Origin of the sequence: Saccharospirillum salsuginis (assembly GCF_014651855.1) — a bacterium.
GTDB lineage: Bacteria > Pseudomonadota > Gammaproteobacteria > Pseudomonadales > Natronospirillaceae > Saccharospirillum > Saccharospirillum salsuginis.
Genome location: NZ_BMXR01000011.1, coordinates 29,149 through 46,000, shown reverse-complemented (window position 1 = coordinate 46,000; position 16,852 = coordinate 29,149). Strand labels below are relative to the sequence as shown.

The 16,852-nt window shown below is 61.7% G+C and carries 13 protein-coding genes; 10 read left to right on the top strand and 3 right to left on the bottom strand.

Going from position 1 to position 16,852, the window contains the following annotated elements:
• Positions 1-30 precede the first annotated feature (30 nt).
• Positions 31-888 carry a class I SAM-dependent methyltransferase gene (locus IE111_RS19245; protein ID WP_189611854.1) on the top strand — a complete coding sequence of 286 codons (858 nt, stop codon included), beginning with the start codon at positions 31-33 and terminating at the stop codon, positions 886-888.
• Here the strand turns inward: IE111_RS19245 and IE111_RS19240 are convergent.
• A complete protein-coding gene (locus IE111_RS19240; RefSeq protein ID WP_189611852.1) occupies positions 872-2,467 on the bottom strand; it encodes a methyl-accepting chemotaxis protein in 1,596 nt (531 codons plus the stop codon). The genes IE111_RS19245 and IE111_RS19240 overlap by 17 nt on opposite strands.
• A gap of 219 nt (positions 2,468-2,686) precedes the next feature.
• Here IE111_RS19240 and IE111_RS19235 point away from each other — a divergent pair, with 219 nt between their 5' ends.
• Both IE111_RS19235 and IE111_RS19230 read left to right on the top strand, forming a co-directional pair.
• Entirely contained in the window at positions 2,687-4,390 is a 1,704-nt protein-coding gene (locus IE111_RS19235) for a putative bifunctional diguanylate cyclase/phosphodiesterase (protein ID WP_189611850.1), read from the top strand.
• Positions 4,391-4,424: 34 nt separating this feature from the next.
• The gene (locus tag IE111_RS19230) at positions 4,425-5,387 is read left to right on the top strand and encodes a helix-turn-helix domain-containing protein (protein WP_189611848.1); all 963 of its coding nucleotides are present in this window, start codon (positions 4,425-4,427) and stop codon (positions 5,385-5,387) included.
• A 25-nt stretch (positions 5,388-5,412) separates the two neighbouring features.
• Here the strand turns inward: IE111_RS19230 and IE111_RS19225 are convergent, their stop codons facing one another.
• Together IE111_RS19225 and IE111_RS19220 are read right to left on the bottom strand one after the other, a co-directional pair.
• Complete coding sequence (locus IE111_RS19225; RefSeq protein WP_189611847.1) at positions 5,413-6,219, bottom strand: DODA-type extradiol aromatic ring-opening family dioxygenase; 807 nt, start codon at positions 6,217-6,219, stop codon at positions 5,413-5,415.
• Positions 6,220-6,316: 97 nt separating this feature from the next.
• Positions 6,317-6,934, bottom strand: a complete 618-nt coding sequence (locus IE111_RS19220; protein WP_189611845.1) for a DUF2239 family protein — start codon at positions 6,932-6,934, stop codon at positions 6,317-6,319.
• A 445-nt stretch (positions 6,935-7,379) separates the two neighbouring features.
• On the opposite strand from IE111_RS19220, the gene gnd reads away from it, so the two are divergent.
• The 7 genes from gnd to IE111_RS19185 all read left to right on the top strand — a co-directional run bounded on the left by gnd (position 7,380) and on the right by IE111_RS19185 (position 16,794).
• A complete protein-coding gene (gene gnd, locus IE111_RS19215) occupies positions 7,380-8,750 on the top strand; it encodes a decarboxylating NADP(+)-dependent phosphogluconate dehydrogenase (RefSeq protein ID WP_189611843.1) in 1,371 nt (456 codons plus the stop codon).
• 432 nt (positions 8,751-9,182) lie between these two features.
• A complete protein-coding gene (locus tag IE111_RS19210; RefSeq protein WP_189611841.1) occupies positions 9,183-11,048 on the top strand; it encodes a methyl-accepting chemotaxis protein in 1,866 nt (621 codons plus the stop codon).
• Between the two features lie 263 nt (positions 11,049-11,311).
• Positions 11,312-11,605, top strand: a complete 294-nt coding sequence (locus tag IE111_RS19205) for an EF-hand domain-containing protein (protein ID WP_189611839.1) — start codon at positions 11,312-11,314, stop codon at positions 11,603-11,605.
• A gap of 334 nt (positions 11,606-11,939) precedes the next feature.
• Positions 11,940-13,367, top strand: a complete 1,428-nt coding sequence (locus IE111_RS19200; protein ID WP_189611837.1) for a sensor histidine kinase — start codon at positions 11,940-11,942, stop codon at positions 13,365-13,367.
• The gene (locus IE111_RS19195) at positions 13,368-14,003 is read left to right on the top strand and encodes a hypothetical protein (RefSeq protein WP_189611835.1); all 636 of its coding nucleotides are present in this window, start codon (positions 13,368-13,370) and stop codon (positions 14,001-14,003) included.
• Complete coding sequence (locus IE111_RS19190; protein WP_189611833.1) at positions 13,993-15,348, top strand: sigma 54-interacting transcriptional regulator; 1,356 nt, start codon at positions 13,993-13,995, stop codon at positions 15,346-15,348. Before IE111_RS19195 ends, IE111_RS19190 begins: the two co-directional genes overlap by 11 nt.
• 225 nt (positions 15,349-15,573) lie before the next feature.
• A complete protein-coding gene (locus IE111_RS19185; RefSeq protein ID WP_189611831.1) occupies positions 15,574-16,794 on the top strand; it encodes an EAL domain-containing protein in 1,221 nt (406 codons plus the stop codon).
• The last annotated feature ends 58 nt before the right edge of the window (positions 16,795-16,852 follow it).

The following is a 16,852-nucleotide window of genomic DNA, read 5'->3' as shown; positions in this document are numbered from 1 at the left end:
AATCGAATAACAATGACAACTGGAACCCTCATGGACTCGAAAGAATTCGGACTCGTCTTCGCCCAGCAACTGACCGGGCTGGAAGACCTGCACTACGGCTTCTGGGACGACACGCTGCCGGAACCTTCACTGCTGCACTTCAAAGCCGCCCAGGACCGCTACACCGAACAACTGACCCAGACACTGGAAGCCCACTGCCCGGCCGGGGCCCGCATTCTCGACGTCGGCTGCGGAACCGGGGAAGTGCTGCAGCACCTGAGCGGACGCGGCCACAGCGTCGACGGCGTCATTCCGGCACCGCACCTGGAAAAACGTGTGCGCGACAAGGTCGAGGCCGACGGCCTGTCCAGCCGTGTCTGGGGCTGCAAAATGGAAGACATTCCGGTGGCGGAGTTGAGCGGTCAATACGATGCGATTCTGTTCAGTGAAAGCTTTCAATACATCCCCTACCGAACCTCTCTGGCGCTGGCCCGGCAACTGCTCAGGCCCGGCGGCATCGTGCTGATCTGCGACTTTTTCAAGACCGACAACGCCGGTGACGGCCAACCGGGCGACAAGAGTTTCGGTGGCGGTCACCGTTATCGGGAGTTTCTGGACTATCTCGAAACGGACGGCTGGCAAACACTGGAAAACACCGACATCACCGCCCAGACCAGTCCCAACATTCATTTGCTGGACGAATTGCTGCGCCAACGCATCGGCCCGGCCGTCGGCACACTGGACACCTACCTCGCCGGTCGCCATCCGTGGCTGCTCAAGGCCGTCAAATGGGTATTCCGCAAGAAACTGACCAAACTGAAGTTCAAATACCTGAGCGGTCACCGCACCCAGGCCGTGTTCGAGCGCTACAAGACCTATCGCCGCATGGTGCTCAAGACGGGCGTCTGACACCACGCTGCCCGAGCATGGTCAGGAAGTGGCGACTCAACAGGTGCGCCTGGTCCACGTTCGAGGCCAGGCCTTCCGACTCCAGGCAGGCCTGTTCACTCGAGCTCACCGAATTATTACCCAGTTCCAGCAAGTTGAGGGCCTGGCGCTTGACCTGCACGCTCATGGCCGACTGTTCCTCGGTCGCACTCGAGACTTCGGCGGCGTGAGTGGCGATGCTGTCGACGCTCGATAACAGGTCCAGCATCGCACGGTGGCTTTGTCGGCTGGCTTCCACCGTGGAATCGGCCACCTGGACGCCATTGCGGATGGTGGCCACCACCTCGCCGGTCGATGACTGCAAACCGTTGACGGTCTCGGATATCTCCTCGATGGAATCGTGAGTCCGTCGGGCCAGTGCCCGAACCTCGTCGGCGACCACGGCAAACCCGCGACCGGATTCCCCCGCACGCGCCGCTTCGATCGCGGCGTTCAGCGCCAGCAGATTGGTTTGTTCGGCGATGTCCGAAATCACCTCCAACACCCGGCTGATGGCCTGACTGTGCGTCGACAGTTCCTGAATCTTACCCTCCGCCTGTTGCAGGGACGCCGAGAGATCTTCCATCGATTCGTTGACGTTGGACAGCATGGTCTGGCTCGAGGTTGCCGAATCCCGTGACACCTCGGTCGCCGAATGAGTCGAGGCCGCCAGCTCGCCCACTCTCTGGACGCTGCGTTCCAACTCATCGAAGGCCGTGGTAATGGCGGACAAATCGGCTTGCTGACTGCGAATGCTTTCAACCGACTTACCCACACAATCGACCGCGGCCCGCTTGGAAGCGTGCAGATCATTCACGTTGTCGTGAATCCGGGCCGACACCGCGCGCAGGATGGAATCCTTTTTTTGCAACTCGAATTGCAGCCAACCGACTTCATCGCGACGGCCGGTATACAGATACGGCATGACCGGATGGGTTTCGCGCCGGGCCTGTCGAACCAGTCGGTGAATCGGCCGCATCCAGGCCATGACGACACCGGCGAACACCGTCAGCAGCCCGATGAGCGGCACCACGCCGATGCCGGCCGGCGAGACCGCGTTCCACCCGAGCAACACCCCGAGAGCGGCGCCATACAGGAGAGCGACTTTCGCAATCAGCCCCGGCGCGATGGCCTGATAACGGCGCGGTAATCGACCACGACGCCAAACCCGATACACCGATTCGGCTCGACGGGTTTGCGACTCATCAGGGCGAATGCGAACCGATTGGTATTCAACGGTTTCACCGTCTTTCGAGATGGGCGTCACGAACGCATCGACCCAATAATGATCGCCGTTTTTGCAGCGGTTCTTGACCAGCCCTTTCCAGGATTGCCCCGAGAGTATCGTGTCCCACAGATTTTCAAACGCGGCTTCCGGCATATCGGGATGGCGAATGACATTGTGGGGTTGGCCGACCAACTCCTCGCGAGGAAACCCGGCAACCTCGAGGAAGTCGTTATTGGCACCGGTGATGTAGGAATTCATATCCGTTGTGGTGATCAGGTTGTATTCGAAAGAATAGGAAACTTCGTGTTGACTGACAGGTTGATTGTTTCTCATTCGGCACGCTCCGTAGCATGGACAGCGCATTCAGAGTGATGCCGGATTCAACCCTCGTATATCCGCATATTGCAGACTTCCCGGCCGTTTTGATCCGGTCATCCAAGTCTTGCGAATCCTGTTACAAGCGGCCCTGTCCATCTCTGCAATATCTGGATAGGCGTCCCGAAATGGACGTGTAGCCTGAGAAACACTACCTATTTGGAGGGTCGACGGTCGATGCTCGTCCAACCGCAACATTCGGATTTTCGCGCGCTGGTGGAACACAACCCCAAGGCGGTCATGATGGCCTCGGACGAACCGCGCATCCTGTATGTCAACAAGGCCTTCGAACGCATCACCGGTTACGCCGAGGACGAGGTGCTGGGTCATAAACCCTCCATCCTGAGCTCGGGCCTGCACGGCAAGTCGTTCTACCAGGCCATGTGGCAGGAGTTGCGAACCCGACAGCATTGGGAAGGCATGATCTGGAATCGCCGACGCAACGGCGAGCTCTACCCGCAATGGCTCACCATCTACCCGCTGGAATCAACCGATGAGCCGATGTACGCCGGCGTCTTCACCGATGTAGGCGACGCGCAACACATTCGCGAGAAAGTCACCTCCCTGGCCTATTACGACGTCCTGACCCAATTGCCGAACCGCTACCTGTTTCAGGAGTTTCTCAACACCCGGGTCTGGCAGGAGGAGACGCACGGCCGGCCGTTTTCGCTGCTGTTCATCGACCTGGACTTCTTCAAGGAGATCAACGACCTGCACGGGCATGCCGTCGGCGACGATCTGTTGCAGCGGGCCTCGCAACGGCTGCGCGCCGCCTTGCGCGACGACGACCTGATTGCCCGGTTGTCCGGCGACGAATTCGCCGCCATCGTCGAATTGACCGATCCCGAAGCCGTGCAGCGTCTATGCCTGTGGATCATCGACACACTGAAAGAACCGTTCCGGATCGAGGGTCACGACCTTTGGGTCTCCGCTTCCATCGGCAGCGCCTCCTTCCCCGATCACGCCCGAACCTCCCGGGACCTGTTGCAACACGCCGACCAGGCCATGTACGCCGCCAAGTCGGCCGGGCGCAGCTGCTATCGGGTGTACGAGCCGGCCTGGTCGCACGAGATCCAGACCCGGCAACGCCGGGTGGAAACCCTGCAGCAGGCACTGCAGCACGGCTTCGTCGGATTCCATGTCGAGTACCAACCGTTGTACATGCTCGGTACGGGAGAAGTTGCCGGGCTCGAAGCGCTGTTGCGCTGGCATCATCCCGAACTGGGCGCCATTCCACCGACGGAATTCATCTCCCTCGCCGAGAGTCGCGGCTGGATCGATCAGGTATCCGAAGGTCTGATAGACACCATTCTCGCCGACCTGTCCACTACGACCGTTGCACCGGCGATGGGGATTCGCCTGGCCGTCAATCTGTCCGCGCTGGAATTCACCGACGATCGCCTGCGGTCCCGACTGATGCGGTTGAAGGAACGGCTCGACCCGATGGGCTGGGAACTGGAAATCGAAATCACCGAGTCCCAGTTGATGAACCTGTCGCCCATCGTCCTGGAGTATCTGTCCGCGCTGCGTGCTCAAGGCATTCGCATCGCCATTGACGATTTCGGCACCGGCTACTCCTCATTGGCGTACCTGCATCGACTGCCCGTCGATACGCTGAAAATAGATCGCAGCTTCGTGTTCGACATGCACGAAGACCGCAACGGCACCATCGTCACCGCCATTCTGGCGATGGCGCATGCGCTGGGGCTGGAGGTGGTGGGCGAAGGTATCGAACATTCCGAACAGCGTCGGCGACTGGCGGAACAGGGCTGCGACTACGGGCAGGGCTTCGGGCTGGCCCGGCCGGACCGCTGGAGCGACCGTTTGTTCCGGCCCATTGACGCAACTCAATACCCCGACAGTAAGTTCCGGTCACACTGACCACTGCCCTGAATCACAGATGTGGGAGTCCGAATTGAGTTGTACGGTCACACGGGAGCGGGTTCTCGATGCCTATACCCGGATTCTGGATGCCGAGGCCGGCGAATGGCTGTCGGCGCTTGCCTTCTTAAGTCGCAACGACGGTCTGGTTCTGACCGGTGAATGGGACAGCCGCGCGATGGGGTATGTCTCCTATTTACCCGTCGGCAACGGCAGCGTGACCTATGTGGAAACACAACAGGCCCTGCACCTGACCGGCCACAAGAACGCCCATCCAACCCTGCTGCAGATACAGTCCGGCCAGATCTCCGACCTGGACATGCCCGGGCTCGTGCTCGGACCGGGCGACTTCCTGATGCTGCGTCCCCGTCAGCGGCTCAATTTGAAATCGGGATCCAACACCCGACTGCTGGCCATTCAGTTGTTCGATGCACCCAGCGACAATCTGGTTCCCGGTCGCAACCCGGTACTGGACATCCATACCCAAACCTATCTCGACGATGCTCCCTTTTTCTGCCATAACACCGATGCCGTACGCAGAACGCACCGGCTGCTCGGTGAACTGCGCGAATCCCTGATAAAACCGACCCGAACCATCGAGCACATCAAGGAACCGATCGACCCGCGTGTGCTGCGCGCGGTGCTGCACATGCGGCAAAACCCCGACTGGCCCTTCAACCTCGCGGAACTGGCCGCCATCGCCTACACCAGCGAACGCAACCTGTACAACCTGATGCGCGTTCACATCGGCTGTACGCCCTACCGCTACTATCAACGCTGTCGTTTACTGCGCGTGCGGGACCGGATGGTCAGCCACCGATTCGAGTCCTCCAGTATCTCCTGGTACGCCATGGAAGGCGGGTTCAATCACCTGGGGCGTTTTTCCGCACTCTACCGGGAACATTTCGGGGAATTGCCGAGTGAGACACTCGGTTGGAAAAAGCAATTGCAGGCCATACTGCAACCCAGCGACATCCGACGATTCATGACCCACTGAGCCGAGGGTTTCGCCCCCGGGTCGGTCAGCGCCAGAGCGCACCGATGGTGCGCTGACCAAGCAGTGCTTCGTCAAACACGATGTCCGCCGCCCGACCACCGGCCGCGCCCAGACACAGATGCAAGGGCAACAGATGCTCCTCGCGCGGATGACAGGTTCGGGCATCGGGAGCGCTCGTCCAGTCCGCCAACGCGCGGTAACGCTGATCGTCCGTCAGGGCCGGGTCGCCCAGCACCCCCACCAGCCAACCGTGGAATCGCTGGCTGGCGCTGTCGTCGCCGGCCGGGTCGCCCAGCAGCAGACGCAGATTGTGAAAGGACAAGCCGGACCCCAGCACCATCACACCCTCATCCCGCAATGGCGCCAAAGCCCGGCCGAGTTCGAAATGTGCGACAGGGTCGAGACCTTCCACCAGCGACAACTGCAAAACGGGAATATCGGCGGCCGGATGCATCAGCATCAATGGAACGAAGACCCCGTGATCATATCCGCGCCCCGACTGTTCGGCGGCCTCGAGGCCGGCACCGGCCAACACCTCGCGCAGCCGGGTCCGCCAGGACGACGGATTCACGGCCGGGTAAGCGTATCGATAACTCTCCGGCGGAAACCCGTAATAATCGAAATAGAGCCCCGGAGACTCATCACCGAGGAGGGTCGGTCGTGGCGCCTCCCAATGAGCGCTGACCACCAAAATCGCCTTCGGCGGCGGGTACCGCTCCGGCACGGTTTTCAGAAAATCGACCAGAGGCTGGTGGCCCGGATCGCCCAGCAAGGGCAAGGGACCACCGCCATGGGGAATAAACAAAACCGGAGCTCGATCGGATGTGGACATAGTGGCTTCTCTCAATGCATCGGACAACAGATTAGCGCTTCCGGAGCCGCCGATCTATCGGAGAAGTTTGACCAAAGCCTTCGAGGAATTTGAAGGCTCAGACAACCCCGTTCATCCCGGCCCGGTTACGCCGACGCGGATCGCCCAGTTCCGCCTCCCACTCCTGGGCACGCGACGCCAGCCAGCGCGCATGGCGCTGAATATCCGCCGGCCAGTCCGCCATCTGCTCATACATCAAGCCGTACTGGCGACGATAGAACTGGCGCAACGCCTCCTCGTAATTCGGCATATCCCCCGCCAGCGTATGGAGAAAACGATCCACCGCCATACGGGCCTCCTCCACCTGAACCTCCGGCGACTTCCGCGCCTCCTCGACCAAACGACGCAACGCCGCCGACGCCCCGCCGGGCTGACTGTTCAGCCACTCCCAGTGGCGTGGCAACAACGACACCTCGCGCGACTGTACCCCCAGGCGCGGGCGACCCCGGCCCCGTTTGGCCGGTTTCGGCGGCTCGCCGGCCTGAATGCCCAACACCCGCTCGATCACCTCATCCGGCTGATCGAAATCGACTTCCAGCACCTTAGACGTGTCCCGGTTCAGCACCAGCAAGTCCGCACCCGGCTGTTGTCGCTTGAACGCGCGCACCTTCGCCAGCGCCTCCGGGACTTCGCCTTCCCCGATCAATTCGTTGTCACTGAAGATAATGATTTCCATGCTGGCTGCCTCCTAATTTTTACCCGGACAATTTATAATTAACCAGGGTAAAAATCAAGATCAAATTGCGAAAAATCGGCCCTGTTTACTGTTGGATGACGTGGCACCGACAAGCGTTCAAATCAATGGGCGCCCTGAGAACTCCGCTTTTATTTATTTTTCCTAACCATTTGGTCATATTTTTCAACCGGTTCGACGAAGATCGTGACGATTGCAATCCGGTATACTGCCCCTACTTACAGCATTTACGATTTTTAACTGTGGCTTAGTGCGAGCGACGGATGTCGGGGTCATCCACTGAGGGGGTGTCTGAGGCAGGGACTGCCGAAGCCAAGCCCCCATGGATGGGTTCACGGCGACCCCTCAGGGGATGACCCCGACAGCCGGCGCGGACCCAAGGCAATACACTATTGGAACTCGAAATAGGCGTTGAGGAGCAAAAAGTATGAGCGGTGACTGCAATATCGGTTTGATTGGTCTGGCGGTGATGGGTCAGAACCTGGTGTTGAACCTGCTGGACCATGACAACAAAGTCGCGGTCTACAACCGAACACAAACAGTCACCCGGCAATTCGTCGACGACGCCGACCACCCCAACCTCACCGGCACCGACACCCTCAAAGACTTCGTTCAGGCCCTCGCCCAACCGCGCAAGATCATCCTCATGGTCAAGGCCGGCGGCCCCGTTGACGCCGTCATCGACGAACTCAAACCCCTGCTCGACGACGGCGACATCCTCATCGACGGCGGCAACTCCCTGTTCACCGACTCCCAGCGCCGCAGCGACGCCCTGACCCCCCAGGGTATCCACTTCGTCGGCTGCGGCATCTCCGGCGGCCAGGACGGCGCCCGTTTCGGCCCCTCCATGATGCCAGGCGGCGACGCCTCCGCCTGGCCCGCGCTCAAATCCATCCTCCAGGGCATCAGCGCCAAGACCGACGCCGGCGAACCCTGCTGCGAATGGATGGGCGACGGCGGCTCCGGTCACTTCGTCAAAATGGTGCACAACGGCATCGAATACGGCGACATGCAAATGATCGCCGAGATCTACCACCTGCTGCAGGCCGCCGGGCGGGACAACGAAGCCATCGCCCAACTGTTCGAAACCTGGAACGGCGGCCGCCTCGCCTCCTACCTGGTCGAAATCACGGCTGAAGTGCTGCGCATCAAAGACGACGACGGCACCGACTGGGTCGACAACATCTGGGACAAGGCCGGCCAGAAAGGCACCGGCAAATGGACCGCCATCCAGGCACTGGAGCTCGGCGTCCCCGGCTCCGTCTGCACCGAAGCCGTCTACGCCCGCGCCCTGTCCTCGCGCTGGGACGAACGCCAGCAAGCGGCCGACGTTTACCAGCCCAAGCCGCAATTCGGCGACTACGCCGAACTCGAAGCCGACGCCGAAGCCGCCCTCTACGCCGCCAAACTCATCGCCTACGCCCAGGGCTTCTCCCTGCTCAGCGAGGCCGCGCGCGAATACGGCTGGCGTCTCAACATGACCAACATCGCCCAGGTCTGGAAAGCCGGCTGCATCATCCGCGCCAAGGCCCTCGACCCGATTCAGAGTGTCTTCGAGCAGCAGCCCGAGCTCGACAACCTGATCCTCAGCGACTTCTTCAAGACCGAACTCACCGGCTGCGAAAGCGCCCTGCGCCGCCTGCTCGGCAACGCCATCGCCGGCGGTATCCCGGTCCCGGCGCTGACCAACGCCCTCGCCTACTTCGACGGCGTGCGCAGCGCCCGCCTGCCCGCCAACCTGATCCAGGGCCAACGCAACTTCTTCGGCGCGCACGAATACGAGCGCCTGCCGAAGTAACAAGCCGACTTAGGGCCGAAGCGGCAACGCCGACATCGGCCGACTTTGCCCCGGGGTTGATTCCGCCGCCGGGGCCAACCGTGGGCTGCGCCCACCCGGCCGATATCGGCTCCACCTCTTCGGCCCTACTCCCCCCCTCTGAATGCGCCATTGCGGTGAGCGACGGTCGGCGGGGCTGCTCGTGCGGGGGTGTGCGAGGCATGGATGCCGAGGCCAAGCCCCCATGGACGGGTCCACGGCGACCCCGCACGAGCTGCCCCGTCGGCCGTCGCGGATTCAACCACAACTCACCATGCCGCCTCTGGTCCACCCACAGGAACGCACCGTTTAATCCGCACCAAAGGCCAACCACCGGCCTCATGCTAATCTACGAGCCTTTCCGGCCGATACAATCGGTTACTGTTTCGCTGTCAGCTCCAAACGAGAATTACAATGACAAACGCCATCAGCTTCCGCATGAAACTGTCCGCTCTGGTGCTCTCCGCCCTGATCGGGCTGCTCGGCCTCTATGTCGTCGCCGACCGGGGCATTGCCCTGCAACGCGGCACCAACGACCGCCTGCAACAACTCAACCAGCTGTCGGCCCATCTGGACCAGTTGACCATTGTGGCCCTGCGCCTCGGCGACCAGGCCAGCCGGCTGAACCCGGATTCGTATACGGCGTTGATCGAGGCCATCGACGCCGAACAGAACCACCTCGACCAGTTGCGCCAAACCCTGCCCGAGGACGACTTCGGATTGAGCCAATTCCTGGGGCATTTTCAGCAATACCTGACCGCCCTGCGGCAGATGGCCGACCAGGCCCGCCTCGTGGGACTCGATCTGGATTCGGGTCTGAACGGCGAGGTGTCCCAAAACGGCGACGTGCTGAACGAGAACGCCGATTTTCTGAGCATGGTGCGAAAATCGCTCGGCGATGTCCGCAACCTGGAAGTGGTGTACCTGAATCAGCCCACACAGGTGAACTACGACGCCGTGCTCACCGCCTACCAAAGTTATATCGACAGCCTCGAACAGATCAATCTTCAGGAACAGTTCGCGGAATTCAACGACGCCTACCGCGATGCCCTCGAGCGCCACAAGGCCGCCAGCGGGATACTGCAGGAGCGCGAAACGCAGATGGCGTCGGCGCTGCAGGCCATGAAACAGCGCCAGCAGGCGACGCGTGCCGACCTCGACGGCGCCATCGGGACCGCCACCGCCCGGGCCGAGGCCAGTTCGGGACAGGTCTCCCGCGTGTTGCTGGGCGTCAGTATCGGCATCGGCGTATTGATGGTGCTGGTCGCGATCGGCCTCATCCGCAACGTGCGCCAGACCCTGGCCGGTATCGTTCACGATCTGGAGCGGGTTCGCGACGGCGACCTCAGCGCCCGCCTGACGGTCAATGAGCGCCGCAACGACGACTTCGACCGGCTCAGCCGCACGGTCAACGCCATGACCGAGGGGCTCGGCCAGCTGGTCCGCGAAGTCACCGGATCGGCCCGTCAGTCCTCCCAACTGATGGCGGAACTGACCGGGGAATCGCAACAGCTGGACCGCAGCAACCAGCAAATCAACGAACAGAGCCAGTCGGTCGCCGCCAGCACAGAGGAAATCTCGGCCACACTGTCAGGCATCACCGAGGCGACCCGGGTCCTGTCCGAGCAGGTGCAGCAGACACTGACCTCGGCCAACCGGGGCGAGTCCACGCTGCACCAGGCTGTCACCGGGCTCAAGGAAACCTCGCGGGTGGTGGCCAACATCGAGCGGAAGTTGAACCAGTTGAATGAACTGTCCGGCGACATCGATTCGGTCGTCGAAATGATCAACAACCTGGCCGGCCAGACCAACCTGCTGGCGCTGAACGCCGCCATCGAGGCGGCGCGCGCGGGCGAAGCCGGACGGGGTTTCTCGGTGGTCGCCGATGAGGTCCGCCAGTTGGCCGAGCGCACGGTCGAAGCCACGTCCCGGATCAACGGCATCGTCGACGATATTCAGGGTTTCACCCGCGAGGCGATCGAAGTGACCGAAACCGGACGCGGACATCTGGACACGGTCGAACATCACAGCAGCGAAGCGGAACAGGCGATGGGCACGATCGCCAACGACGCCCACCAGGGCGCGGCGGCCGCCGAACAGATGAGCCATTCCATCGCGGAGGTGGACAAGGCCGCGCGTCAGATCAGCCAGGATATGGAAGGCGTGGCTTCCCGGATTCAGGGCGACAGTCAATCGCTGCGGCGGGTGCGGACCCAGGTCGAGGATGTGTCCGGACGTCTCGACGAGCTCGATCGACACGCGGGTCGCTTTCAGGTCTGATTCGCTGTCGCCATTCGAAGACAACCTAACTTATTGATTTAAAAGGACTTTTAATATCCTCCCCGAAAACTGTCGCCGGACGTCGACAGTTCCGGCTCGCCCCGTTTCGTTCCTTTCACTCCGAATAACCTCTATCTAATTGATTTATAAGGATTTTTTAAACCTGGCACGGCACTTGAAATACTCCTGTTGTCGTTACGAAACACCGGGTTCGCAGTCGTCACCCGGACTTTTGAACCAACCCTCAGACAGGAGTAAACATCATGAAAACTGCAATCGTACTGTCATCCGCGGTGTTAGCCTTCGCAGCAACTGGCGCTATCGCCGAAGGCACTCAGTCCCACGAAGATCTGTTCAATCAGATCGACGCGAACGGCGACGGTGTCATCGATTTCGATGAAGCCGCGGCCAGCGTCGCCCTGAGCGACCAGTTCGAAACGCTCGACGCAGATGGTTCCGGCGACCTGTCGCTGGAAGAATTCCAGGCTTTCGAGATGAAATCCGGCAGCGGTGCTGGCACTGAAGGCGGTTCCAGCGAAGGTGAAAGCGACTGGTAAAACCGCTTTGGACACTCCCGCCGGGAGTGTCCCTATTTCCGTTTCCGGCGCCGGGGCTGTAAGGGCGGCCCCGGCTTGTCGGCGAGGCCGGCTATCGATGGGCTGACCCAAACCATCGATAGCCGACGGCACAGGGCCAGTGCCTTTGCAGTCCGTTCGCCCCAACCGGCGAGGCTTGGTGCGAACGAGAGTATTGAGCGCGGAAGCGACCGGTAGGACAGAACCGGTCCTGGGGGCTATTCTCTCCGGATGCCTCCAGCTCTCTTCCCTACTCTGGGCCGGCGTCACGCCGGCCCCTTTTTAATGTGAGGTTAACCGGGAACCAACCTCTGCCATGATGTTTTTGTTGCGACCCGCGTCGCTGCGCCAGCTGGTTCTGACCAGCTTCGCCATTGCCCTCATTCCTCTCGCGGTCCTGCTCTGGCAGGGACACGCCGCCCTCAATCGCATCAATGAACTGGCCATTCGCGAAGCCCAGGATGCGGTCCGCAATGCCCGACACATCGAGAACATGGACAACCTCGTCATCGACATCGAGCGAGCCGTTCGACAATACGATGTCGTTCGCAGCGACTCGACCCGTCGCGTTGCCGAGAACCACCTGCAAAACTACGCCGGCGATCTGGACACCCTCTGTTCGAGCCCGGCTCTGACCGAAACACCGGCTGTCTGCGCCTTGCAACAGCGACATCTCGACATACTCGCCGGCACCTTCGCCGAGGCCGACACCGCCGAACTGGATCTGCTGCTGCGCGATCTGCGCAGCCAGCAACGCCAGTTGACCCACCTGATCTGGCAGCGACTCAATGACCGTCTGATGGCCCAACAGGACTACGTCGACGATCAGCAGCGTCAGTTGACCTGGCAAACGGTCGCGCTGGTGCTGCTCACACTGTTGTTGGTGGCCTGGTCCAGCGGCCGTATCGCCACGCCCATTCGCCGCCTGGACCGGATGATCCGCGCCCTGGGACAACCGGACGGCGGCAATATGCCTGCCCGGGTCGGCGGCCCGCGTGAACTCAATGAACTGGGGGACCGGCTGCGCTGGCTGTCGTCGCGGCTGCAACAACTCGAAGCGCTGCGTCTGGCCCTGTTGCGCCATGCGTCACACGAACTGAAAACGCCACTGGCGAGCATGAAAGAAGGTTGCTCCTTGCTGTCCGAGGGCATCGCCGGTCCACTCAATCATCGCCAGCGCGAAGTCCTGTCGTTGCTCAACGGCAGTACCGATCGATTGTCCCAACTGACGGAGCAGTTGCTGGACTACAACCAGTTGCTGCAACAGAGCGAGGTCACGCTTGAACGGATTCATCCGTGCGAACTGATCGACGCCACGGTCGAACACCATGCCCTGGCGCTGCAACAACGCGATCAGGACGTCACTGTCGACTGTCGATTGACGGAACTGTGCACCGATTCCAGACTTTTCCAGCGCATTCTGGATAATCTGCTCAACAACGCCCAGGCCTACGGTCGGCAGGGCGGCCGGGTTCTGGTCCGCCTGACCCGGGAAAAAGCCCACACACGGCTTGAAGTTGCCAATACCGGCCCGACCATTCCCCCGGATCAACGACAAAGCCTGTTCGAACCCTTTCAACGGGGGCAGACACCCCGCATGGATGCCATCACCGGGTCGGGTCTGGGTCTGTCGGTGGTGGCCGACTGCGCACGGCTGCTGGAAGGCCAGGCCGACATCATCGACATCCCGGACTTCGATGTCTGTGTGAGCATCCGATTACCGGTAAAGGAGGTACCTCATTAAATGAAACCCGGATCGATCCTGATCCTGATCGTCTTGCTGGCCGGTTGCCAGACATGGCCCAGGGACGCGGACGAACAACCCGAGCCGGAAGCGTCCGCCCAGACCGGCACCATCGGCCAATGCGGTGCGCCGCCGGCCATGCCGCCGCTGGACGATTCCGCCCTGGCGGTCATCGCCTGGTTGCACTTCAACGACCAGTTGGCCAGCCTCGGTGAACTGCGGCGCTGGCGGTTGTTGCACAACTATTCGACGCAGGAGCCCGGCGCCGACCTGGCCGCCTCCCTGGTCACCAGCCAGCCCGGTATGCCCGACGCCCTGCGCCTGGTCGGCCAGGGCACGCTGAAGCGCCGGCTGGACGAACTGCCGCCGGCCGTGCAACCGGTCTTTACCCAGGTGTTGGCCTACAACGAAGCCGTGCTGAACCACAACGCCGTCACAAGGGAACTCGAACGCGCCCGCGCGCTCTATGCCGGACGCGTGCGACAACTGGAAGCGATGCTGAAGGAACGGGACCGACAGATCGAAGCCCTGACCGATATCGAATCGCAACTCAACCAGAACGACGGGGTCGACGATTCGCCCGGTGGTGGCGATGCCGCCCCACCCCCGGACACTGGAGGGAATCATGCCGACTGACACCCAACCGCCCAGACTCTTGCTGGTGGACGACGACCACAGCCTGCTGCGCCTGCTGTCGATGCGGCTGGAAAATGAAGGCTATGAGGTCATGGCCATGGCCAATGCGGAAGCCGCCCAACAGGCACTGGACGAAGGCCGATTTTCGGTGGTGTTGAGCGACCTGCGCATGCCCGGCGCCGACGGCATGGCGCTGTTCGACTGGATCTCGCAACGTCATCCCGGCCTGCCGGTCATCCTGATGACGGCGCACGGCTCCATTCCCGACGCGGTCGCCGCCACTCAACGCGGTGTCATGGGGTTTCTGACCAAACCGCTCGACCACGGCGAACTGCGCGAACTGCTCGACGATGCCCTGAGCCGCAGCCCCAACCCGGACGACGCCGAGTGGCGACGCGACATCATCACGCGCAGCAAACAGATGGAAGAGTTGCTCGACCAGGCCGGCCAGGTGGCGCGCAGCGACGTCAGCGTGCTGATCACCGGTGCCAGCGGAACCGGCAAGGAGGTGCTGGCCCAGGCCATCCACCGCGCCAGCCCGCGCGCCACCCATCCGTTCATCGCCATCAACTGCGGCGCGTTGCCCGAGCATTTGCTCGAATCTGAACTCTTCGGCCACAGCAAGGGCGCCTTCACCGGGGCGGTGCGCGAACAGGCCGGCCTCTTCCGTGCCGCCGACAAGGGCACACTGTTCCTCGACGAGATCGGCGACATGCCCCTGCCGCTTCAGGTCAAATTGCTGCGGGTACTGCAGGAACGCCAGGTGCGCCCGGTCGGCAGCAGCCAGTCCGTTCCGGTCGACGTCCGCGTGATCTCCGCCACCCACCAGAATCTGCGCCGGGCCATGGATGAAGGTCAGTTCCGCGAGGATCTCTACTACCGCCTCAACGTGGTCAACCTGACACTGCCGACGCTGCGCGAGCGCGCCGAGGACATCCCCCTGCTGGCCCGCCATCTGTTGCGCCAGAGCAGCGAACGCCACCAGGCCAAGGTCAACGCCTTCTCCGACGATGCCATGGAACGATTGATGACCGCCGAGTGGCCGGGCAACGTACGCCAACTGGTCAACGTCATCGAGCAATGCGTCGCCCTGAGCCCCAGTCCGGTGGTGAACGAAGCCCTGGTCAAACAGGCCCTGGCCGACCAGAGCAGCCACTGGCCCACCCTGACCGAGGCCCGTGACCAGTTCGAGCGCCAGTACCTGATCCGCGCGCTGAAAATGACCGAAGGCAATGTCACCTGGGCGGCGGAACTGATCGGCCGCAACCGGACAGACCTCTACAAGCTGTTCAAGAAACACAGCCTGGACGCCCGACGCTTCTCGCGCAATGGCGCCGAAAACTGATCCGCGTCAATGACCGGCCGAATCGCGTCTCTTGCCGGACGCCGGTCACTGGAGCGCCTACCTCCTCGAGGGTACACTCATCGCCCGAATGACATCGCCCCTCCTCTGTCTGGCACGAGGGTTGCTCGATGTCCTGTATCTCGAATTGCATAACATGATCCCGATCAGGCACCAAAAGGATGCGGATTGCCTTCATTCATTCCGTTTGTGAGCCGTAATGACGCAATGATTCCAACCAACAAGGCAGACTGTTTCCCGCATTTCCAACCCATCGTCGATGTCGCTACGGGTCGGATCGCAGGCCACGAAGTGCTCGGCCGGATGCGTGTCGATGGCGACATCCGTTCGGCCGGCCCCCTGTTCAGCGACCCGACCGTGCATCCCGATCGCCTGCTGACACTGGACCGCCATATTCGCCGCCAGGCCATGGCCCGATCCGCACAGGCCGGTCAGCAACAACCGTCGCTTGGCGGGTTTTTATCGATCAATATCGCGCCCATTTGGTTGACCCGGTTACAGGGACACGATGCATCGCCTACGCTGCAATTGATTGAAGCCCTGTCGATCGATCCGTCCCGCGTAGTCATCGAGGTTACCGAAACCGGAGCCGACCTGACTGTGCTGAAACAGGTCATCCGGGCCTATCGCGACCGGGGAATCGGCATCGCGATCGACGATTTCGGCGCCGGCGAAGCACACCTGGACCGTGTGATCGATCTGGAGCCGGACCTGGTTAAACTCGACATGAAACTGTTCAAACGGGCCTATCGCGGCGAAGGCCTGGCCCGGGAAGTGGTGGAAGCCCTGTCGCGCCTGGCCGAGCGCACCGGTTTCCAACTGGTTATCGAAGGCGTCGAAACCGAGTCCGAACTCGCCTACGCGATGGAAACCGGCGCCCGCCTGGTTCAGGGTTTCCTGCTCGCCCGCCCCGAACCGGACTTTCTCGACACACATGCCCTGTCGCCTCACATTGAACGGGTGCGCCGACAGGTCTTCCACCATCAGGTGGACATCCATCGCCGACAGGGGCGATTGGCGCAACGCATTCAGTCGGTGGCCGGTCAACTGCGCGATCTTATCGAACACCGCAGCGACACCGCCCTGGTTGGCCTCGGCGTACCGTGCGATGCCATCCTGCGCTGCTTCGTGACCAACACCGAAGGCCAGCAACTGTCGCCCAACTACGACGCGCACCAGGGTAAGTTACAGCCTCAGCCTCTGGTTGAACCGCGCAACTGGTCCTGGCGTCCCTACTTCGCCGAAATTGTCGCCGGCTTCGATTTCAACCCGGACACCCTCGGTCATTCCCGCCCGTACATGGACGTCAACAGCAGCCGTTTGGTGCAAACCTATGGCCTGCCGTTGTCGAACAACCGGATCCTGCTGATCGACGTCGTCAGTTCCGATACGGCCGACGCCCAGGATGCGCGGGCCAGATTTGCATAATCTTGGCGCGGAAGTGACCTCCGGCCCTCTTGCCTGGCCGCCTGTCGTCCCCATAATG